Raw genomic sequence first — 21,754 nt, 5'->3', positions numbered from 1 at the left:
TCTCCCCCTCCGGCCCGGGGCCTGGCGCCCCGGCCACGGGCCACCGGCCGCGCACCTGGTGGCCGTACGCGGTGACCTGGCGCCCCGTCAGGGCGGTGGCCCAGGGGGTGGACTGCCTTCCGGTCGCCGCACCGCACCGATGTTCCCGATCGGGACCCTACACCACTTCGGTCACTCAATGACACGCACACTCAACTTAGAGTAATGGCCGGGGGGTAGGGAAATGCACCCGATTCCGCCGGATCGGCCCGGTTGGCGGCGGCGCGCGGGAGGGGGCACACGCGGCGCGCACGGGAGCACGCGGCAGCGCCCGGCGATCATCGGGCCGGGCCAGGCCGGTGCCCCGACGGCGCCGGGCGGTGCGTGGATCAGCGGCCGGCCGGGACCGGCTCGTCCGGAAAGAGCCGCAACCGGTGCGCCAGCGCGGCGGCCTCGCCCCGGCCGGCCACCGCCAGCTTGCCGAGGATGTTGGAGACGTGCACGCTCGCGGTCTTCGGCGAGATGTACAGAACCTCGGCGATCTGCCGGTTGGTGCGACCCTGCGCGAGCAATCGGAGCACGTCCCGCTCACGGGGGGTGAGGCCGAAGGAGTCACCGGGGAGCGGTGTCTTCGCCCGCCCCGCCGGGCACGTGGTGAGGACCAGTCCGGCCCGGTCGGCCAGGCCGGCGATCTCCGCCAGCAGGGGCCGGTCGGACCGGGCCCCGGCCAGCTCCCGTGCCTCGCGCAGGAGTTCGGCGGCGGCCTCACGGCGCCCGGCCAGCACCTCGGCCTCGCCGGCCCGCAGCAGCGCGAGCGCCAGCGGGTACGGCAGGCCGGTCGGCCGCAGCGCCTCGACGGCGGCCGCCCAGTGCGCCGGGGTGTCGGCCCCCTCGGCACGGGCCAGTTCGCCCTCCAGCAGCCTGGCCCAGCCGTGGTGCAGCGGCGCCTTGGGGACCAGCCCGGCCGCGGTGGCGGCGATCAGGGCCAGCACCCGCGCACGGTCCGGGCCGGCCTCCGGCAGGCCCCGGGTGTCCGCCTCCACCCCTGCCCCGTCCACCAGCAGCGGCAGGAGGTCCGACTCGTAGCCGCGCGGCAGTTCGCCCTCCAGCACGGCGAGAAGTTCGGCCCTGGCCTCCATCGGGCGCCCGCTCCGCGCGGCGATCCGCACCGCCAGCTGGCTGATCGGCACGGAGTGCTGGACCTGGCCGATCCGGTTGGCCGTCCTGGCCTGCGCCAGCATCTCCGCCGCCTCGGCCAGGTCGCCGCGGAGCATGGCGAGTTCACCGCGCATCCGGTCCAGGAACTCGGCATGGGTGCCGGTCGGGCTGGTCAGGTCGCCGTCGGCGAGCACCCGGGTGACCTCCTCGATCCGCCCGAGGTCCATCAGCGCCTCGGCGAGGTTGCCGGTCAGGATGGTGCCGATGTTGCGCACCAGTCCGTTGCCGTCCGCGTACTCCAGCCCCTCCCGGGCCACCGCCACCGCCTCCTCCGCCCGGCCCAGCCCGCGCAGCATGCTGGCCAGGTTGTTGAGGCCGCGCAGCAGCACGTCCGGCACACCGAGCGGCCGGGTGGCCTCCACCGCGGCGGTCAGCTCGGCGAGGGCGGTCTCCGGGTCGGCGCCGAGGTCGTTGCGCAGATAGCCGAGCGTCATCCTGGCGTGCTGCTCGACGGCGTGCGCGCCGACCTCACCGGCGATCAGGACGGCCCGCTCGGCGAGTTCGACCTGCTCGTACCCGGGGTTCTTGAGCATCGCGGCGCCGGCGCCGAGCGCGAACACCTCGGCCTGCACGGCGGACGGCGGCAGGTGCTCGACCAGCCGGTGCGCGTGGGCGATCTCCTCCTCGTCGCCGGAGCGGCGCAGATGGCCGAGCATCCGGGCCCGGTTGATCCGGAACCAGGCCGCCCGGGCCGGGTTCTCCCGCTCGTCGACCATCTTGAGCGCCCGCCGGGCGAAGCTCAGCCCGCGTTCGCGGTCCCCGCTGCGGCGGGCCGCGACCACCGCCTCGGCCAGCACGTCGATCAACTGGAGCCGGTCGCAGCCCGGGTCGTGGGCGCCGGCCGCGCAGGCGCACGGCGGGTAGGTCTCGGCCCAGTCGTAGGGGCGCAGGGTGTGTGCCAGCACCTCCTCGGAGACGTGGTCCCACAGCTCCAGGGCACGCTCCAGCATGCCCAGCTGCTCGGCGAAGGCGTTGCGCCGGCGGGCCTCCCGGGCGGCGTCCAGGGCGGTCGGCAGGGCGCGGGCCGGATCGTGCGCGTGGTACCAGTAGTTGGCCAGCCGGGCCGGGCGGACGTCCGCGCCGACCAGCTGCGGCTGTTCCTCCAGGACGGTCGCGAAGCGGCGGTTGATCCGGTGCCGCTCGCCGGGCAGCAGGTCGTCCGAGACCGCCTCGCGGACCAGCGCGTGCCGGAAGCGGTAGCCGTCCCCGTCCGGGTCGGGGCGCAGGATGCTGGCGCCGACGGCGGTCCGCAGCGACTCGATCAGCGCCTCCTCGTCCTCCAGGACGGCGGCGAGCAGCGCGTGTTCGACCGTCGAGCCGCCCTCGGCGGCGATCCGCAGGACGCGCTGGGTCTCCTCGTCCAGCGCCTCGACCCGGACCAGCAGGATGTCCCGCAGCGAGTCGGTGAGCCCGGCCCGGCAGCCGTCGTGGAGGGCGGTGGCGAGCTCCTCGACGAAGAAGGGGTTGCCCTCGGAGCGGCGGTGGATGCGGTCGACGAGCTGCCGGTCGGGGACGGCGGTGCCGAGGATGCCGGCCAGCTGCGCGGCCACCTCCCCCGGCCCGAACCGCTCCAGCTCCAGACGCTGGACGGTGCGCAGCCGTTCGAGCTCGGCGAGGAAGGGCCGCAACGGGTGGCGGCGGTGCAGGTCGTCGGTGCGGTAGGTGGCGATCAGCAGGACCCGGACCCGGTGCAGGGTGCGGACCAGGTAGGCGAACAGCTCCCGGGTGGAGCGGTCGGACCAGTGCAGGTCCTCGACGGCGAGGACGAGGGTACGGTCCGTGCCGAGCCGTTCGAACAGCCTCGCGGTGTGCTCGAACAGCCGGGCCCGGCCGTACTCGTCGTTCGGTTCGCCGTCGGCCTCGCCGAACTCGGGCAGCAGGCGGGCGAGATGGCCCTCGCTGCCGGCCGCGGCGGCCTCCAGTTCGGGTCCGAGGCTGCGGTGCAGCCGGCGCAGCGCGGTGGCCAGCGGCGCGTACGGCAGGCCCTCGGCGCCGACCTCCAGGCAGCCGCCGACGGTGGTCACCACTCCCCCGGTGCCGCAGGCCCGCGCCAGGAACTCCTCCAGCAGCCGGGTCTTGCCCACGCCGGCCTCGCCGCCGATCAGCACCGCCTGCGGGTGCCCCGACCCGGCCCGTCGCAGCGCGTCCGTCAGTGCGGTGATCTCGGTGCCGCGGCCGACGAAGACGGGACTCACCGATATCTGCTGCATGGAGGCGAGCATGCCACAGGCCGCCTGACCGGGCCGAGCGGTTATCCCGCCCTCCGGACGCCCGGAAGGGGAGGCGCCGTCCTGCGGCACCTCCCCTTCCCGGCTCACCTCGGCACCGCCCCGGTGCCGGTCCGTCAGCACTCGCGCAGGCGCGTGGCGCGCCGCTCGGCACGGGTGGCGACCAGCCGGCTCTGGGCCCGCCGGGCGTTCCGCGCCTCGCGGACCAGCCGCTGCCGGTCGGCGCGGGCGTGGAGCTCGCGCACCTGCTGCTGGATGAGCTCGTACTCGATCACGGTGGTTCCCCTCGTGGTTGCTTCTCGGTCCGATCGATCCGCTCGATCTGGAATGAGCCTCCTCCGCAAGGGGGGTGTGCCGCATCGGCAGCCTGCCGCATCTTCCGGCCCGCCCGGGCCTTAGCCGGACCGGCCGGGGAACGGCGAAGGCCCGGATCCACCCCGGTAAGGGGGCGGATCCGGGCCTCGGTGCTCAGCCGGCCGCGCTCGGCGGGCCTGGGCGGGCCTTAGCGCGGGCCTTAGGAGCCTCGGCCGCCGCTTAGGCAGCGCCCGGCCGCTCCAGACTGCGCCTACTGTCCTTCCACGGCAAGCCGCTCCAGGATCAGATCCTTGACGCGCGCCGCGTCGGCCTGGCCCCGGGTGGCCTTCATGACCGCGCCGACCAGGGCGCCGACCGCGGCGACCTTGCCGTCACGGATCTTGGCGGCGATCGCCTCGTTCTCGGCGATGGCCTGGTCGACGGCGGCACCGAGCGCGGAGTCGTCCGAGACGACGGCCAGGCCGCGCTTCGCCACGACCTCGTCCGGCTCGCCCTCGCCGGCCAGCACGGCCTCGATGACCTGGCGGGCCAGCTTGTCGTTCAGCTTGCCCTCGGCGACCAGCGCGGCGACCCGGGCGACCTGCGCCGGGGTGATCGGCTGCTCGCTCAGGTCGGTGCCGGTCTCGTTGGCGCGACGGGCCAGCTCGCCCATCCACCACTTGCGGGCCTGGTCGGCCGGGGCGCCCGCGGCGATGGTCTCCAGGATCGGCTCGACCGCACCGGCGTTCAGCACCGACTGCATGTCCTTGTCGGACAGGCCCCACTCGGCCTGCAGCCGGGCCCGGCGCACCCGCGGCAGCTCCGGCAGCCCGGCCCGCAGCTCCTCCACCCACGCGCGGGAGGGCGCGATCGGGACGAGGTCCGGCTCGGGGAAGTAGCGGTAGTCCTCGGCGTTGTCCTTGATCCGGCCGGAGGTGGTGCTGCCGTCCTCCTCGTGGAAGTGCCGGGTCTCCTGGATGATGGTGCCGCCGTCGATGAGCACGGTGGCGTGCCGCTGGATCTCGAACCGGGCGGCCCGCTCGACGCTGCGCAGCGAGTTGACGTTCTTGGTCTCCGAGCGGGTGCCGAAGGTCTCGGTGCCGTTGGGGCGGAGCGACAGGTTGACGTCGCAGCGCATCTGGCCCTTGTCCATCCGGGCCTCGGAGACGCCCAGCGCCTTGATCAGCTCGCGCAGTTCGGCGACGTACGCCTTGGCGACCTCGGGGGCCCGCTCGCCGGCGCCCTCGATCGGCTTGGTGACGATCTCGATCAGCGGGATGCCGGCCCGGTTGTAGTCCAGCAGCGAGTGCGTGGCGCCGTGGATCCGGCCGGTGGCGCCGCCCACGTGGCTGGACTTGCCGGTGTCCTCCTCCATGTGGGCGCGCTCGATCTCCACCCGGAAGGTCGAGCCGTCCTCCAGCTGCACGTCGAGGTAGCCGTTGAAGGCGATCGGCTCGTCGTACTGCGAGGTCTGGAAGTTCTTCGGCATGTCCGGGTAGAAGTAGTTCTTCCGCGCGAACCGGCACCACTCGGCGATCTCGCAGTTCAGCGCCAGACCGATCTTCACGGCCGACTCCACGCCGATCGCGTTGACCACCGGCAGCGAGCCCGGCAGGCCCAGACAGGTCGGGCAGACCTGGCTGTTCGGCTCGGCGCCCAGCTCGGTCGAGCAACCGCAGAACATCTTGGTCTTGGTGCCCAGCTCGACGTGGACCTCAAGGCCCATCACCGGGTCGTACGACGCGAGAGCGTCCTCGTAGGAGACCAGGTTCTTGACGCTCACAGCGTCCCCTTCGCTAAAAGTCTTCGGGAGGTACGGGCCCGGCCGCCGCTCGCGCGGGGCCGGGCCGGGGCGCTCAGCCCAGCAGCACGTCGTCGTCGCCCAGGCGGCGCAGTTCGCGCACCAGCAGGGCGGTGCCGGTGACCAGGGCCGCGGCGCCGACCAGGGCGTTGATCAGCTTCAGGGTGTCGTGCTCGCCGCGGGCCTTCTTGACGTCCTTGACGATCGACACCGCGCCGAAGGCGCTGGTACCGATGGACAGCCACAGACCCGGCTTCGAGTGCTTGAAGCCCTTCGCCTTCTCGATCTTGCTCACAGTGCCGGTGCCTCCTCCAGCAGGGTGTGCCCCCACTTGTCGTTGAGTGCGGCCTCGACGGCGCCGCCCACGCGGTACAGGCGGTCGTCCGCCATCGCGGGTGCGATGATCTGCAGGCCGACCGGGAGATTGTCCTCCGGGGCCAGTCCGCAGGGCAGCGACATGGCCGCGTTGCCCGCGAGGTTCGACGGAATCGTGCAGAGGTCGGCCAGGTACATCGCCATCGGGTCGTCGGCGCGCTCGCCGATCGGGAAGGCGGTGGTCGGGGTGGTCGGGGAGACCAGCACGTCCACGCCCGCGAAGGCGGCGTCGAAGTCGCGCGAGATGAGCGTGCGGACCTTCTGGGCCGAACCGTAGTAGGCGTCGTAGTAGCCCGAGGAGAGGGCGTAGGTGCCGAGGATGATGCGGCGCTTCACCTCGGGGCCGAAGCCGGCCTCACGGGTGAGGGCGGTGACGTCCTCGGCGGAGCGGGTGCCGTCGTCGCCGACCCGCAGGCCGTAGCGCATCGCGTCGAAGCGGGCCAGGTTGGACGAGGCCTCGCTGGGCGCGATCAGGTAGTACGCGGGCAGCGCGAGGGTGAAGGACGGGCAGGAGACCTCGACGACCTCGGCGCCCAGCTCGCGCAGCAGCTCCACGGACTCGTTGAAGCGCTGCATCACGCCGGCCTGGTAGCCCTCGCCGGCGAACTCCTTGACCACGCCGATCCGCATGCCGCGGATGTCGCGCCGCTTGGCGGCCTCGACCACGGCCGGGACCGGCGCGTCGATCGAGGTGGAGTCCAGCGGGTCGTGGCCGGCGATGGCCTCGTGCAGCAGCGCCGCGTCCAGCACGGTCCGGGCGCACGGGCCGCCCTGGTCCAGCGAGGACGAGAAGGCGACCAGACCGTAGCGGGAGACCGAGCCGTAGGTGGGCTTGACGCCGACGGTGCCGGTGACGGCGCCGGGCTGGCGGATCGAGCCGCCGGTGTCGGTGCCGATCGCCAGCGGGGCCTCGTAGGCGGCCAGCGCGGCGGCCGAGCCGCCGCCGGAGCCGCCGGGGATGCGGCTGAGGTCCCACGGGTTGCCGGTCACGCCGTAGGCGGAGTTCTCGGTGGAGGAGCCCATCGCGAACTCGTCCATGTTGGTCTTGCCGAGAATCACCACGCCGGCGTCCTTGAGACGCGAGGTCAGGGTGGCGTCGTACGGCGGGATCCAGCCTTCGAGGATCTTGGAGCCGCAGGTGGTCGGGACACCCTTGGTGGTGAAGACGTCCTTCAGCGCGAGCGGGACGCCGGCCAGCGGGCCCAGCTCCTCGCCCCTGGCGCGCTTCTCGTCGACGGCGCGGGCGGCGCCGAGCGCGCCCTCGGTGTCGACGTGGAGGAAGGCGTTGACCTTCTGGTCGACGGCCTCGATGCGGTCCAGGTGGGCCTGGGCGACCTCGACGGCGGAGACCTCGCCCTTGGCGATGGCGGCGGCCGTGTCGGCGGCCGTCCACTTGGTGATGCCCATGGCAGCTGCTCCAGTGGCAGAGGGACCCTCCTCGCCGGAGGCGGGCGAGGAGGGATGGATCAGGTCAGTCATGGGTGGTTCAGTCCTCCCCGAGGATCTGCGGCACACGGAAACGCTGCTCCTCGGCGGCCGGGGCGCCGGCCAGCGCCTGGTCCGGGGTGAGCGACGGCCGCACCTCGTCCGCGCGCATGACGTTCGTCAGCGGCAGCGGGTGGGAGGTCGGCGGGACGTCCTGTCCGGCGACCTCGGAAACGCGGGCGACCGCGCCGATGATCACGTCGAGCTGCTCGGCGAAGTGGTCCAGCTCTTCGGCCTGCAACTCAAGACGCGACAGCCGAGCGAGGTGGGCGACCTCCTCGCGCGTGATGCCAGGCATGCAGCGATCCTCAGGGGTGAGTTCTGGTGAGGCCCGGCGATGCGGTCAGGCGGTGCCGGGCCCGGGCGGGGGCAGCCGGCTCGGCGGCCCCGTCCTCTTGGTCTTTGGCCCCCATCCTATGGGGCCCGACCCGGCCACCGGCCAACGAGTGAGCGCGCGGACCGGTCACAGCGGCCGCGGGCGGGACTACTGCGGCCTGGTCGGGGCCCAGTTGGGGACGCCTGGGGCCTGGATCTCCATCTGCGCGGCCTGCACCGCCTGGATCACCGGCGGCAGGACGGGCGGCAGCACGGGCGGCAGGACCGGCTGCATGCCCGGGGGCAGCTGCGTGGCCGCGGACATCCGCTCCACCGGCGGCGCGCCGGTCCGGTGCACCCGCAGCCAGGCGGTGGCCTGCTCGGCCGGCAGCGCCGCCGAGACCAGCCAGCCCTGGACGGCGTCCACCCCCATGAGGTGCAGCCGTTCCCAGGTCTCGTCGTCCTCGACGCCCTCGGCGACCACGGTCAGCCCGAGCGAGTGGGCCAGCTCCACCGAGCAGCGGACCACGGCCGCGTCGTGGTCGTCCGCGACCATCCGGGAGACGAAGGAGCGGTCGATCTTCAGCTCGCCGACCGGGAGGCTGCGCAGCCGCACCAGTGAGGAGTGGCCGGTGCCGAAGTCGTCCAGGGACATCCCGACGCCGTAGCCGCGCAGTTCGGCCAGGGTGTCGGCGGCCCGGCGCGAGTCGTCCAGCAGCAGCCGTTCGGTGATCTCCAGCTGGAGCGCGTGGGCGGGCACCTGGTGGCGGACCAGGTGCCCGGCGACCCGCTGGGCGAAGCCGGGGTTGAGCACGTCGCGCGGTGAGACGTTCACCGCCACCTGCACCTGGAGGCCCTGCTCGCGCCAGTGGGCGAGCTGGCCGACGGCCGCCTCCAGCACGTAGTCGGTCAGCCGGGGCATCAGACCGCTGGACTCGGCGAGCCCGACGAACTCGTCCGGCGAGACCTTGCCCTGGCCGGGGCGCTCCCAGCGCAGCAGCGCCTCCAGTCCGACCACCCGGCCGTCGAAGGCCACCTTCGGCTGGTAGTGCAGCTGCACCTCGCCGGTCTCCAGGGCCCGCCGCAGATCGCCGAGCAGGCCGATCCGGTAGGGCGTGTCGGCGTCCTGGGCCTCGTCGTACTGCTCGACGCAGCTGTGGCCGCGCTGGGCGTGGGCCATCGCCACATCGGCGCGGCGCAGCAGCGATTCGGCGTCCTGGGCGTGCTGCGGGTAGACGCAGACGCCCGCGCTGGCCTCCAGGACGAGCAGCAGCCCGTCCAGCCGGATCGGCGCCGCCAGCTCGGCGATCAGCGCCTTGGCGACCCGTTCCAGGGTGTTCGGGCAGCCGATGCCGGGCAGCAGGACGGCGAACTCGTCGCCGCCCATCCGGGCCACCAGCGGGCGGCCGCGCCGGTAGCGCGGGGGCAGCCCGGCGAAGACGTCGTCGATCGATCCCCTGGTCGCGCTGCCCGGCGGGCCGCCGGAGCGCAGCGCACGGTGCAGCCGGCGGGCGATGTGCACCAGCAGCCGGTCGCCGGCGGTATGGCCGAGGGTGTCGTTGAGCGACCGGAACCGGTCGAGGTCGAGCAGGATGAGACCGACGCTGTAGCCCTCGTCGTGCTCGGCGATGGCCTCCTGGGCTGCCAGCAGCAGGGCCTGTCGGTTGGGCAGGTCGGTCAGCGGGTCGGTGAGCTGGTCCCGGGCCCGGTCCCGGGCGATCCGCCAGGCCGCGACCAGGACGGCCAGGGGCACCGCGAACAGCGGTAACAGCTCGGGCTCGTACCGGTAGACCAGGACGGCCAGCGGGATGAGCGGTGCGGCGCCGGCCAGCAGTACGCCGAGCAGCAGGACCGCACCTGCCACCCCCTGCGGCGGGCGTGTGGGCGCACCGCCGGTCGTACGATCCATAAGCCTTGTCCTCCGTCGGGACCGCCCCGTCAGGCCGCCTTAACGGTGAAGCACCGTACCGGCGCCGGCAGCTGCCGGGCATGGAGCGACCCCGCGGAGAACCGGCTCAGCCGGTGCCCCCACCCCTGCTGACACTCTGTTGCGCTCAAGGGTATTCCCGGGCCCACCCGGTGGGCAGACTTTCGGACAACCGGAAAAGCGCCACCGCGCTCCGGTGCCGCACGGTGACACAATGCCCGCCTTCACCGTGCGGCACCTGATGACGGTGCATCAGGACGATAACAAGACAAATCCCGGGCTTCCGCGCGCGGGTCAGCCCTCGACGGGCTCCTCCGCCGCGGGCTCCTGTCCGGCGGCCTCCGCGCCGAGGTCCGCGCCGAGGTCGGCAGCGAGGTCGGCCGCGCCGCCGGCCGTGACGTCCGCCGCAGGCTCCGCCGCGGCCTTCGCGGCGCGCTTCTTCGCGGGCGCCTTCTTCACCGGCTCCTCGACCACGGGCTCCGGCGGCAGGCCCAGGTGGACCCGGGCCGCGGCGGAACCCTGCTCCAGCAGGACGGCGAAACCCGCGTCGTCGAGGACCGGCAGCCCGAGCTGGACCGCCTTGTCGTACTTGGACCCGGGATTGTCCCCGGCGACCACGAAGTGGGTCTTCTTCGAGACCGACCCGGTCACCTTCGCGCCGCGCGAGGTCAGTGCCTCCTTGGCGCCGTCCCGGGTGTGGCCGGTCAGCGTGCCGGTGACGACGACGGTCAGGCCCTCCAGCGGGCGCTCGGCCTCCTCCTCGGGGGCCTCCTCGGTGAAGCGGACACCGGCCTCGCGCCACTTCTCCACGATCTCCCGGTGCCAGTCCACCTGGTACCACTCGATGATCGACCGCGCGGTGCCCGTGCCGACGCCGTCGGTCGCGGCCAGCCGCTCCTCGCCCGCCGCGAAGATCGCGTCCAGGTCGCGGAACTCCCGGGCCAGGTCCTGGGCCGCGACCGGGCCCACGTGCCGGATCGAGAGGCCGTTGAGGAAGCGCCAGAGCGGGCGGTCCTTGGCCTTCTCGATGTTGTCGAGCATCAGCCCGGTGTTCTTCTTCGGCGCCCCGGTGGTGGTGGCGAAGAAGAACACCTCCTTCTCCTCGCCGGTCTCGTCGTCGAGCTTGGGCATGCCGGTCTTCTGGTCGCGCACCAGCACCTTGATCGGCAGCAGTTGCTCCACCGTCAGGCCGAAGATGTCGCCCTCGTTCCCCACCGGCGCCGCGACCGGCGCCAGCGGCTGGGTCAGCGCGGTGGCCGCGACGTAGCCCAGGCCCTCGATGTCCAGCGCCGAGCGCCCGCCGAGGAAGGCGATCCGCTCGCGGATCTGGGCCGGGCAGAACTGGGCGTTGGGGCAGCGCAGGTCGATGTCCCCCTCGGCCATCGGCCGCAGCTCCTCGCCGCACTCGGGGCAGTGCGAGGGCATCACGAACGGCACCTCGTCGCCGTCCCGCAGGTCGTAGACCGGGCCGAGGATCTCCGGGATGACGTCGCCGGCCTTGCGCAGCACCACGGTGTCGCCCAGCAGGACGTCCTTGGCCTTCACCACGTCCTGGTTGTGCAGCGTCGCGTACTGGACCATCGAGCCGGCCACCTTGACCGGCTCGGCCAGCACCGCGTACGGGGTGGCCCGGCCGGTGCGCCCGATGCCGATCTTGATCTCGGCCAGCTTGCCGGTGACCTCCTCCGGCGGGTACTTCCAGGCGATGGCCCAGCGCGGGGACTTGGAGGTGGAGCCGAGCCGGCCCTGCAGGGCGATCTCGTCCACCTTGACGACCACACCGTCGATCTCGTGCTCGACCGAGTGCCGCTGCTCGCCGAAGTGCTTGACGAAGGCGCGGACCTCCGCCAGCGTGCCGACCACCTTGTTGTGCCGGGCGGTGGGCAGGCCCCAGTCGTGCAGCAGCTGGTAGGCGTGCGACTGGTTGTCGATGTCGAAGCCGACCCGGGCGCCGATGCCGTGCACCACCATGTGCAGCGGGCGGGCGGCGGTGATCAGCGGGTCCTTCTGGCGGAGCGAGCCGGCGGCGGCGTTCCGCGGGTTCATGAAGAGCCGGATCATCGCCCGGGGGCGCTTGCCCTCCTTGGCGCGCTCCTCGTTCTCCAGCCGGCGGCGCTCGTTCTCCTCCGCGAAGGAGGCGTTGAGCGCCTCGAACGCGTCGGTCGGGAAGTACACCTCGCCGCGGATCTCCACCAGCTCGGGGATGTCGTCGCCCTTGAGCCGGTGCGGGATCTCCTTGATGGTGCGGACGTTGGCGGTGATGTCCTCGCCGACCCGGCCGTCGCCGCGGGTCGCCGCTTGCACCAACTGGCCGTTCTCGTAGGTGAGGTTGACGGCCAGGCCGTCGACCTTGAGCTCGCAGAGGTAGTGGTAGTCGATGCCGGCCAGCTCGGCGGCGACGCGCTCGGCCCAGGCGGCCAGCTCGTCGTCGTCCATCGCGTTGTCCAGGCTGAGCAGCCGCTCCCGGTGCTCGACCGGGGCGAACAGCACGGTGGGCGCGCCGCCGACCCGCTGGGTCGGGGAGTCCGGCGTGACCAGCGCCGGGTGCTCGGCCTCCAGCGCCTCCAACGCCCGCATCAGGGCGTCGAAGTCGGCGTCGCTGATGATCGGCGCGTCCTGCTCGTAGTAGCGGGCGCGGTGGTCCTCGATCTCGGCCGCCAGCTCGGCGTGCCGTCTGCGGACCTCCGCCGGGATCTCCTCCCAGCCCTCGACAGCCACCACCGCAAGCCCTCCTACGTTCTCATTCCGGGTTGTCCACCAGGCTCTGGGCCGCCCGCACGCTCAGTGACAGCGCCTTGCGCGCACCGGCCGGGGAGGCCCCGGCCAGCCCGCAGGTGGGTGTCACCAGCACGCGCCGGCCCAGCAGCTCCGGGGCGAACCCGAGCCTGCGCCACAACGTCCTGACACCCTGGACCATACCGGCCGGGTCGGACACTGCCGTTGATTGAGAAACGGGCAGGTCAACGGCGGGCACCAGACCCGCGAGGATCATCGTGCCGGCCTCGACCGCCTCGCCGAGATCGTCGTCCGCCCGGTCGGTGAGAAGCGTGAAGTCCAGCGAGATCCCGGCCACTCCGGCCCGGCGCAGCAGCGGGATCGGCACCCGCGGCGCGCAGCAGTGCACCACCACGGGGGCGTCGAGGCCCCGGATCACCTCGCGCAGCACCTCCTCGGCGACCTGGCGGTCGACCGAGCGCAGCCGCTGGAAGCCGCTGGCGGTCTTCACGTCGCCGGCCAGCACGGCGGGCAGCGAGGGCTCGTCGAGCTGGAGCACGACCTCCGCCCCCGGGATGCGCTTGCGGACGTCGGCGAGATGGCGGCGCAGGCCCTCGGTGAGCGAGCCGGCGATGTCGCGGCAGGCGCCGGGGTCGGCGAGCGCCTTCTCGCCGTGCCTGAGCTCGATCGCGGCGGCCAGCGTCCACGGCCCGACGGCCTGGACCTTGAGCGCGCCCTGGTAGCCCTGGGTGAACTCCTCCAGCGCGTCCAGGTCCTCGCCGAGCCAGGAGTGGGCGCGCCGGGTGTCGCGGCCGGGGCGGTCGGTGAACCGCCAGCCGCTCGGCTCGGTCTGCGCGAACAGCTCGACCAGCAGGCCGGCTCCGCGTCCGATCATGTCGGCGCCGGGGCCGCGGGCCGGCAGTTCGGGGAGGAACGGCAGCTGTTCCAGCGCCCCGGTGGAGGTCCTGGCGGCCTCCCGCGCGTCGGTACCGGGCAGCGATCCGACGCCGGTGGCGGCGCCGCGCAGGTCGGGGAAGGAGTGTCCGTTGCTCACCCCGGAAGCGTACGAGATCCGGAGCGCCGACGGCCCCGGCACCGAGCGCTGGGCTCGGTACCGGGGCCGCTCAGGAGAAACGCCAGGCTCAGTACGCCTGGTGTCAGTACGCCTGGTAGCCGAACAGGTCGACCACGATGTGCGCCGGGGCGCCGCTGGAGTTGCGGATCGTGATCCTGCCGTCCTTTACCGGGACCACGACCTGGTTGGCGATGGTCTCGCCGGCCTCGAAGTTGACGTTCGAGGTGTCCGGCAGCGTGTCACCGTGCGGGTACACGGTGAGGAAGCCGGCCTGCTGGGGTTCGGTCACCGTGACGTTCAGGGTGACCGCGGCGACGTTCGGGATGTCGAACGGGATGTCCACGGTCTCGCCGGCGAGGACCGGTGCGGCCGGACGGTCACCCATCTCGTAGTAGGTGTGCTCACGGGTGTCCAGGACCCGGACCGGTCCGGCCTGCCGGTAGGAGACCTTGCCCTCGTCGCTGTAGTAGCCGGCGAGGTCGGCGACCACGTGCGTGGTGCCGCCGGAGGCGTTGTGGAAGGAGACCTTGCCGTCCTTGACCGGCACCGTCACCAGGTTGGCGATGGTGCGGCCGGCCACCCAGTTGAGGTTCGAGGTGTCCGGCAGCGTGTCGCCGTGCGGGTAGACGGTCAGGAAGCCGGCCTGCTGGGGCTCCGTCACCGTGACGTTCAGCGTCACCGCGGTGACACCACTCGCCGGGATGCCACCGACGCCCGCGACCTGGAGGTCCACCGTGCCGTCGGCCGGGACGGCCTGCTTCTGCGGCACACCGACCGCCTCGCGAGTGTCCAGCAGCCGGGTCGGGCCCTGCGCGTGGAACAGCGAGCCCTTGGCACTGTGGTAGCCGGCCAGGTCGGCGATCACCTGCACGGTGCCGCCGGAGGAGTTGCGGAAGGAGACCTTGCCGTCTTTGACCGGCACCGTCACCAGGTTCGGGATCGTGCTCCCCGCCGCCCAGTTGAGGTTCGAGGCGTTCGGCAGTTCGTCGCCGTGCGGGTAGACGGTCAGGAAGCCGGCCTGCTGGGTCTCCGTCACGGTCACGTTCATGGTCACGGCGGTGAGACCCTCGGCCGGGATGCCGGCCATGCCCGCGACCTGGAGGTCCACCGTGCCACCGGCCGGGACGGCCTGCTTCTGCGGCACACCGACCGCCTCGCGAGTGTCCAGCAGACGCGTCGGACCGGCCGGCGTGAACGCGGAGCCGATGTCCAGGTGCTCGTACGCGCCGCGGTCGCGGTAGCCCTTGCCCGTCCCGGTGTTGGGCACCGTCGGGTCGTCGACGGGCGCCCAGCCACCTCGGTCGGTCGCCAGTATGCCGGGGGCGGTCTCGTCGGCCGAGTCGATCGTGTGGTCGATCGGCGCGTTCGGCCCCTTCGGGACGTAGGTCGGGGCGACGAAGTCGTGGACGCCCTGGCCGCCGCTGCCCGCGGTGAAGCCGGCCTGGCTGGTGTAGGCGACACCGGCCCAGTTGTAGGCGGCGGCGCCACTGATCGGGTCGACGACGTTGTAGTCGACCTTGGTACCGGCCGTGGCGCTCTGGGCGACGGTGATCCCCGTGGCCCTGCCGGGCGTTCCGCACGCCTTGGTCCGGTAGTCCGCCGTGTTCACCACGTTGTTCTCGACGACCGCACCGCCCGAGGAGCCGTCCAGCACGATGCCGGCGAAGCAGGACGAGTAGACGGTGTTGCTCACCACGGTGGTGCTCGGGGCGTCCTTGACCAGGATGCCGGTCATGTCGTTGACGTTGTTGGCCCGGACCACGTTGGTGGTCAGGACCGTCCCGGTGGACCCGCCGTCGACCTGGAACACCGGGCCCGGCAGGTAGTCGAAGTCACCGCGACCGTAGACGACCCGGTCGGAGCCGTTGGTGATCCGGACGCCGCCGCCCCAGGCCGAGACGTTGGTGAAGGAGACGTCGTGTCCGCCGTCGACCACCACGGCCGGCCGTTGGTAGGCGCCGAGGCTCAGGTTCTCGAACCTGAGGTGATCGGCTCCCCGGACCACGAGGGCGCTGTCCGGGTGGTTCGGGGCTCCACCGGTGAGGTTGGCGGGGCCACCGGGCGAGTACTGATGGGCCGGGCCGCGGAAGGTGATCGGGGCATCGGCCGTACCGGAACGGGTCACGATCACCGCGGTGTCGTTGTAGGCGCCGGCGGCGATCTCGACCGTCTGCCCGGGCTGGACGACCGCGGCCGCCGCGGCCACGTGGCAGAACGGGGCGGCCTGGGTGCCGCTGCCGCCGTCGGTGCAGTTGGCACCGGCGGCGTTGTTGACGTAGAGCGTGCCGGCCGCAGCGGACGCGCCGACCGTTCCGACGGCCGGCAGGCCTATCGAGCCGATCAGCACCGCGCCCACAGCCAGTGCTGTGCGAGTTCTGGAAATTGGAGGCCCCCCTGGGCGAAAAGCCGGACGATCCGGCGGGACAGCCCTCAGGACGCCTGATCCGCCGGAGGGCGAACGGATGATTCCACAGGGGGTTCCGCGACGCCACCGATAAATGGGGGGCGGGAACAGGAAGTCGGACCGGCCGACTCCCTGCTCCCGGGCATGGTGCCCGGCCCTAGCGGCCCTAGCGGCCCGGGCGGACGGTGATCTCGGTGATCTCGGCGTCGCGCGGCAGGTCGATGGCGGTGAGCAGGGCCTTGACCACGGACTCGGGGGCGATCCAGCGGTCGCCGTCGTACTCCTTGCCCTCCTGCTGGTGCACCTTGACCTGCATCGCGGTGGCGACCCGGCCGGGGAAGACCGAGGTGACCCGGACGCCGTGCTCGTGCTCCTCCAGCCGCAGCGAGTCGGCGAGCGCCCGCAGCCCGTGCTTGCTGGCCGCGTACGCCCCCCACTCGGCACTGGCCCGCAGCCCCGCACCGGAGTTGACGAAGACCACATGGCCCTTGGCCAGCCGGACCGAGGGCAGCAGCAGACGGGTCAGCTCGGCGGGGGCGACCAGGTTGACGGCGAGGGTGTCCTGCCAGGCCTTGACCGGCAGGTCGCCGACCTGGCCCAGCTCGACGACGCCGGCGATGTGCAGCAGGGAGTCCAGCCGGACCGGCAGCTCCTGGTGGCCGAGGGCCCAGGAGAGCTTGGCCGGGTCACCGAGGTCGCCGACCAGCGTCCGGGCGCCGGGGAAGCGCTCCCGCAGTTCGGCGGCCCGGCGGGCGTCGCGGGTCAGCAGCCAGAGGTCGTCCCCGCGTTCGGCGAGGCGCTCGGCGACGACGGCGCCGATGCCGGAGCCCGCGCCGGTGATCAGATGGGTAGCCATGTCCCCGATCCTCTCAGGCGCCGGTCTTGAGCTGCTCGAAGACCTCGGCCGGGGTCCCGGCGAAGCCGATCAGGTCGCCGAGCGGCCGGGGCAGGAAGCCCTCGGCGTCCATCCGCTCCAGCTGGGTGCGCAGGCCCGCGTAGAAGCCCTCGGTGTCCAGGACGACGACCGGCTTGTCGTGCAGCGCGTGCTTCTTGAGCTCCAGCACCTCGGTGACCTCGTCCAGCGTGCCGAGGCCGCCGACCAGGACGACGACCGCGTCCGCGCGCGTCAGCAGCTGGGCCTTGCGCTCGGCGAGGTCGCGGGTCATCACCAGCTCGTCGGCGCCCTGGTAGACCTTGTCGGCCAGCAGGTCGACCGAGACCCCGACCAGCCGGCCCCCGGCGGCCTTCACCCCGTCGGCGAGCAGCCCCATCAGGCCGGTGTGGGAGCCGCCCCAGACCAGCGTGTGGCCCCCCTCCCCGAGCAGCCGGGCGAACTCGGCGGCGGGGTCGGTGTAACGGTCGTCCAGGGAGTACGCGGAGCAGAAAACACAGATATTCATAGTGCGTCCGGTCTATCACGAGCCTGGTGCTCGGCTCAGCCGCTTATCCGGACGGCCTGGCGGCTCGCTCATCGGACAGTGTGTTCACCGATCAAGTGACGACCGTCGTGTGTGCGGACGCTCGGTGCGGCGTCTTCCCGGAGCGCGTCCAGCATCCGCACCGCGTACACCTCGGCCATGCGACCGGACACTTCGGCCGGCGTGAGCCAGTCGACCTCGATCGACTCGTCCGAGAGCTGTTCGCTCCCGCCCTCGGGGCGGCAACGAAAGACCAGGGCGACGATCCCCCGGTTCATATTCTTGTAGACGCCGGTCAGCCGCTCCACACCGACCTTGATCCCGGTCTCCTCGTAGATCTCGCGCCGCACGCCGTCCTCGATGGCCTCCGTCAGCTCCAGAACGCCGCCCGGAGGCTCCCAGGTCCCGTTGTCGGCCCGGCGAATCGCCAGCACCCGGCCATCCCTTCGCACCACCGCCCCGGCAACGGACACCGAGTGGAGCTGCGTTGACTGGGACTTCCCGGCGCTGTTACTCATGTGCAGGAGAATAGGAGCCCTGAAGGACTATGGCGAGTGATGACGTGGCCTCGTCGGCCAAGGCGAAGTACCTGCAGATCGCGGACGACCTCGCCGCGCAGATCAAGTCAGGGGGCCTCGCGCCCGGGGCGGCCGTGCCCAGTGAAGCCGGGCTCATGCAACGGTACGGAGTCGCGTCCGGCACGGTCCGCAAGGCCGTCGCCGAACTCCGGACGGCCCAGCTGATCGAGACGCATCACGGTCGCGGCTCCTTCGTCCGCTCGCGTCCGCCGGTTCAGCGCCAGTCCTCGGACCGGTTCCGCCGCGCCCACCGCAATGCCGGCAAGGCCGCCTACCTCGCCGAGGCGGAGGCGACCGGCGGCGTCCCGTCCGTGACGGTGCTGTTCGTCGGCCCCGCAGAGGCACCCTTGGAGATCGCCGAGCGGCTGAGCCTCCCTGCGGGGACCCAAGTGCTGGCACGCAAGCGCCGGTACTTCCGTGACGGTGTGCCGACCGAAGAAGCCATGTCGTACCTGCCGTGGGACGTGGTCAAGGACATCCCGGAAGTCTTCGCCGAGAACCCCGGCGGCGGCGGCATCTACGCCCGCCTCGAAGAACACGGCCATGTTCTCGCCGAGTTCACCGAGTCCGTACGGGCCCGGCTGGCGACCAAGCCCGAGACCGCGGCACTGGCGCTGAGCCCCGGTTCGCCGGTAATCCATCTCGTTCGGAACGCGATCACCACGGACGGCCGCGTGGTAGAGGTGTGCGACACCATTATGGCCGCTGACCAGTTTGTTCTGGACTATCGCTTCGCGGCCCGCGACTGACGCACGATCAACTCCTCCAGCCCGCCACAGGATTCTTCTTGTGGCGGGTTGACTCATGTACAGGAGTAGGGCACTCTTCTACTCGTCACTCCTGCACATAAGTACAGGATGGTGCACCATCTAGAGGAGATAGCCGTCATGGCCACATTTCCCACGTCGTGCGCGCCGCTGGAGGCTCGCGCGCCTCTCGACACCGGATTGACGCCGGTTCTGACGACAGATGAAGTGCTGCTGCCCTACCGGCCCGAGTCCGCGAGCCAGGCCCGAAAGCTGGTCCGGCGCAAGCTGACGGAGTTGGGGCTGTCCCACCTCATCGACTCGGCCGAGTTGGTCGCCAGCGAACTGGTCACCAACGCGGCGAAGACGGGCTGCGGTCTCCACATAACGGTCACCATCCAGCGAGTCGCAGACGCAACCGTGCGGATCTCGGTCCGCGACGGCTCGCGATCCCTACCGGTGCTGATCCGCGCTTCCGACGACGACGAAGGCCACCGTGGCCTCAGCCTCGTCCACCAGCTGACGGCCGGCCGGTGGGGAGTCACCGTCGAACCGTTCGGAAAAGTCGTCCACGCCGACATCACGCAGTGAGTGGATCACCTGCGGCACAGCACTCCGGCGACCTCGCAGCCGCCTCGGACAACCACAGCCAGGCCCCCGAGCCCGGCGAACGCGGGCCTCTCGACTTCGGGACCGTCTACGCCGTGTCGGCGGCGGCGAGGGGCAGCACGCGGGCAAGAAGGACCCGGGTGCGGCCAAGCCGTCCGCCGACGGGGCGCGGCCGACGCCCGAGCCGAAGCACAAGAAGGACGACGGCAAGAAGTGACGAACCCCGCGCACCAACCGGAGCAGGCCGCCGTACGCGGCCTGCTCCGGGCCATCGGAGAAGAACTCGGCGGCCCTGTCCCCTCCGAGTGGAAGGCCGCGATCAAGGCGGTTCCACGTCACCGGTTCCTGCCGGAGAGAATCTGGCTGGAGACCGGTACAGGAACCTACAGACCGTGCGACCTCCAGGCCGACCCGAACCGCTGGTTCGGGTCGGCCTACTCCAACGTTCCTGTTGTCACCCAGATCAACGACGGCAGGGAGCCTGACGACCCGGCCGACCTCTGGCCGTCCTCCTCGGCCTCGGCGCCCTCGATCGTGGTCAGGATGCTGCGCGACCTCGAGTTGCGGCCTGGGATGAACGTCCTGGAGATCGGCACCGGCACCGGCTGGAACGCGGCACTCCTGGTCCACCGCCTCGGTGCCGGATACGTGGCCTCGGTCGAGGTGGACCCAGAGGTCGCCATGCAGGCCTGGGCCTCGCTGAACGCGGCGGGCCTGAATGTGGAGCTGGTCTGCGGGGACGGCGCACAAGGCTGGAGTGTGCGACAACCGTACGACCGGATCATCTCGACCTGCTCGGTCCGGAGGGTGCCGCAGGCATGGATCGAGCAGACCGAGCCAGGCAGCATCATCCTCACCCCGTGGGACAACCCCATGCTCTGCTGGGGACTGCTCAAGCTCACCGTCGGACGTGACCGAACGCACGGGCGCTTCAGCCCGCACTCGGCGTTCATGCTAATGCGGAACCAGCGCCAGGATCTGCGGATCTTCCGCGACGTCGTCCACGATGACCATCAGCCTGACGAGTCCCACACCACCCTGGCTCCATCACAGGTGACCGGAGACCACTGGGAGGCCCGCTTCGCCCTCGGCCTCAAGCTCGGCGATGTCTGGACCGCGTGGGACCACGAACCCGACATCGACGGGGTCGCCACCCGTCTGTGGGTGGCGACCACGGATACCCGATCGTGGGCGGCGGTGGACCACGACGGCGGGCAGAGCAACCGATTCACCGTCTGGCAGCACGGCCCGCGCCGGCTCTGGGACGAAATCGAGGCAGCCTACCGATGGTGGGAACAGCAAGGTCGGCCGCAGCCCGAGCGCTTCGGGCTGACGATCATCGGAGCCGAGCAATGGGTCTGGCTTGACCAACCGACCGGGCTGATCCGGACGCTGCCATAGAGCGGGCGGGCCGGGCGGAGCCCGCCGGCCCGCCCGAAGCATTGCCTTACGCGCGGACGGCCGGGCGTTCGGTGGTGGCGATGGTGGCGGAGCCGACCACCCGGGTGCCGTCGTACAGCACCACGGCCTGGCCGGGGGCGATGCCTCGCACCGCGCTGTCCAGCCGGACCCGCAGCTCGCCGTCCACCACGGCGGCGGTGACCGGCACTTCCTCGCCGTGGGCGCGCAGCTGGGCGGTGTACCGGCCCTCGGCCGCCGCCTCGGTGCCGCACCAGCGCGGGCGGATCGCGGTCAGCGCCGTCACGTCCAGGCCCTCCAGCGGGCCGACCGTGACGGTGTTGTTCACCGGGGAGATGTCCAGGACGTAGCGCGGCTTGCCATCGGCGGCCGGGCGGCCGATCCGCAGGCCCTTGCGCTGGCCGATGGTGAAGCCGTAGGCGCCGTCGTGCTCGCCGAGCTTGGTGCCGTCCGCGTCGAGGATGTCGCCGGTGGCGGTGCCGAGGTGCCTGGCCAGGAAGCCCTGGGTGTCGCCGTCGGCGATGAAGCAGATGTCGTGGCTGTCCGGCTTCTTGGCGACGGCCAGGCCCCGGCGCTCGGCCTCGGCCCGGATGACGTCCTTGGTGGTGTCGCCGAGCGGGAAGAGCGAGTGGGCGAGCTGGTCGGCGTCGAGCACACCGAGCACGTACGACTGGTCCTTGGCGGCGTCGACCGCGCGGTGCAGCTCGCGGCGGCCGTCCGGGAGGTCGACGATCCGGGCGTAGTGGCCGGTGCAGACCGCGTCGAAGCCGAGCGCGATCGCCTTGTCCAGCAGCGCGGCGAACTTGATCTTCTCGTTGCAGCGCAGGCAGGGGTTGGGCGTGCGGCCGGCCGCGTACTCGGCGACGAAGTCGTCGATCACGTCCTCGCGGAAGCGCTCGGCGAGGTCCCAGACGTAGAACGGGATGCCGATCACGTCGGCGGCCCGGCGGGCGTCCCGGGAGTCCTCGATGGTGCAGCAGCCGCGGGCACCGGTGCGGAACGACTGCGGGTTGGACGAGAGGGCCAGGTGCACGCCCGTCACCTCGTGCCCCGCTTCGGCGGCGCGGGCCGCGGCGACGGCGGAGTCGACCCCGCCGGACATCGCCGCGAGCACGCGCAGGCGGCCAGTGGACGGAACGGTCGGAGCACCCGGGAAATCAGTCATGAT

Annotated in this window: 17 protein-coding genes; 3 read left to right on the top strand and 14 right to left on the bottom strand. The window is 72.1% G+C overall.

What is annotated here, in order from left to right; translation table 11 throughout:
* Positions 1-368: 368 nt before the first annotated feature.
* From AB0P06_RS24575 to AB0P06_RS24515, 13 genes are all read right to left on the bottom strand, one after another.
* Entirely contained in the window at positions 369-3,407 is a 3,039-nt protein-coding gene (locus AB0P06_RS24575) for an AAA family ATPase (RefSeq protein ID WP_363610781.1), read from the bottom strand.
* A gap of 134 nt (positions 3,408-3,541) precedes the next feature.
* Complete coding sequence (locus tag AB0P06_RS24570; protein ID WP_363610779.1) at positions 3,542-3,700, bottom strand: hypothetical protein; 159 nt, start codon at positions 3,698-3,700, stop codon at positions 3,542-3,544.
* Between the two features lie 290 nt (positions 3,701-3,990).
* On the bottom strand, positions 3,991-5,502 hold the full coding sequence (gene gatB, locus AB0P06_RS24565) for an Asp-tRNA(Asn)/Glu-tRNA(Gln) amidotransferase subunit GatB (RefSeq protein WP_363610777.1): 1,512 nt from the start codon (positions 5,500-5,502) through the stop codon (positions 3,991-3,993).
* A 73-nt stretch (positions 5,503-5,575) separates the two neighbouring features.
* Complete coding sequence (locus AB0P06_RS24560) at positions 5,576-5,815, bottom strand: hypothetical protein (RefSeq protein WP_363610775.1); 240 nt, start codon at positions 5,813-5,815, stop codon at positions 5,576-5,578.
* The gene (gatA, locus tag AB0P06_RS24555) at positions 5,812-7,302 is read right to left on the bottom strand and encodes an Asp-tRNA(Asn)/Glu-tRNA(Gln) amidotransferase subunit GatA (protein WP_363610773.1); all 1,491 of its coding nucleotides are present in this window, start codon (positions 7,300-7,302) and stop codon (positions 5,812-5,814) included. Before gatA ends, AB0P06_RS24560 begins: the two co-directional genes overlap by 4 nt.
* Before the next feature lie 79 nt (positions 7,303-7,381).
* A complete protein-coding gene (gene gatC / locus AB0P06_RS24550) occupies positions 7,382-7,678 on the bottom strand; it encodes an Asp-tRNA(Asn)/Glu-tRNA(Gln) amidotransferase subunit GatC (protein WP_030302932.1) in 297 nt (98 codons plus the stop codon).
* Positions 7,679-7,864: 186 nt separating this feature from the next.
* Positions 7,865-9,604, bottom strand: coding sequence for a bifunctional diguanylate cyclase/phosphodiesterase (locus tag AB0P06_RS24545; protein ID WP_363610771.1), 1,740 nt, complete (start codon positions 9,602-9,604; stop codon positions 7,865-7,867).
* 312 nt (positions 9,605-9,916) lie between these two features.
* Positions 9,917-12,343: an NAD-dependent DNA ligase LigA gene (gene ligA, locus AB0P06_RS24540; protein ID WP_363610769.1), complete on the bottom strand. Its 2,427-nt coding sequence runs from the start codon at positions 12,341-12,343 to the stop codon at positions 9,917-9,919.
* A 19-nt stretch (positions 12,344-12,362) separates the two neighbouring features.
* Positions 12,363-13,391 carry a methionine synthase gene (locus tag AB0P06_RS24535; RefSeq protein ID WP_363610767.1) on the bottom strand — a complete coding sequence of 343 codons (1,029 nt, stop codon included), beginning with the start codon at positions 13,389-13,391 and terminating at the stop codon, positions 12,363-12,365.
* Positions 13,392-13,494: 103 nt separating this feature from the next.
* On the bottom strand, positions 13,495-15,768 hold the full coding sequence (locus tag AB0P06_RS24530; protein WP_363610765.1) for a right-handed parallel beta-helix repeat-containing protein: 2,274 nt from the start codon (positions 15,766-15,768) through the stop codon (positions 13,495-13,497).
* Positions 15,769-15,982: 214 nt separating this feature from the next.
* Positions 15,983-16,672 (bottom strand): SDR family oxidoreductase, encoded by a 690-nt coding sequence (locus AB0P06_RS24525; protein WP_363610763.1) that lies wholly within the window; start codon positions 16,670-16,672, stop codon positions 15,983-15,985.
* A 13-nt stretch (positions 16,673-16,685) separates the two neighbouring features.
* Positions 16,686-17,216 carry a TIGR00730 family Rossman fold protein gene (locus tag AB0P06_RS24520; RefSeq protein WP_363610761.1) on the bottom strand — a complete coding sequence of 177 codons (531 nt, stop codon included), beginning with the start codon at positions 17,214-17,216 and terminating at the stop codon, positions 16,686-16,688.
* 68 nt (positions 17,217-17,284) lie between these two features.
* Positions 17,285-17,764: an NUDIX domain-containing protein gene (locus AB0P06_RS24515; protein WP_363610806.1), complete on the bottom strand. Its 480-nt coding sequence runs from the start codon at positions 17,762-17,764 to the stop codon at positions 17,285-17,287.
* Between the two features lie 17 nt (positions 17,765-17,781).
* Between AB0P06_RS24515 and AB0P06_RS24510 the strand changes: the two genes are divergently transcribed.
* From AB0P06_RS24510 to AB0P06_RS24500, 3 genes are all read left to right on the top strand, one after another.
* Entirely contained in the window at positions 17,782-18,561 is a 780-nt protein-coding gene (locus AB0P06_RS24510; protein ID WP_363610759.1) for a GntR family transcriptional regulator, read from the top strand.
* A 138-nt stretch (positions 18,562-18,699) separates the two neighbouring features.
* Entirely contained in the window at positions 18,700-19,149 is a 450-nt protein-coding gene (locus AB0P06_RS24505) for an ATP-binding protein (RefSeq protein WP_363610757.1), read from the top strand.
* A gap of 231 nt (positions 19,150-19,380) precedes the next feature.
* Positions 19,381-20,568 (top strand): methyltransferase domain-containing protein, encoded by a 1,188-nt coding sequence (locus AB0P06_RS24500; RefSeq protein ID WP_363610755.1) that lies wholly within the window; start codon positions 19,381-19,383, stop codon positions 20,566-20,568.
* 46 nt (positions 20,569-20,614) lie between these two features.
* On the opposite strand, the gene mnmA is transcribed toward AB0P06_RS24500, so the two are convergent.
* Entirely contained in the window at positions 20,615-21,751 is a 1,137-nt protein-coding gene (gene mnmA / locus AB0P06_RS24495) for a tRNA 2-thiouridine(34) synthase MnmA (protein ID WP_363610753.1), read from the bottom strand.
* Positions 21,752-21,754 lie beyond the last annotated feature (3 nt).

It is taken from the genome of Kitasatospora sp. NPDC088351 (assembly GCF_040685575.1).
Classification (GTDB): Bacteria; Actinomycetota; Actinomycetes; order Streptomycetales; family Streptomycetaceae; genus Kitasatospora.
Note: the sequence above shows the minus strand (reverse complement) of the source record. Positions and strands in the feature narration are given on the sequence as shown.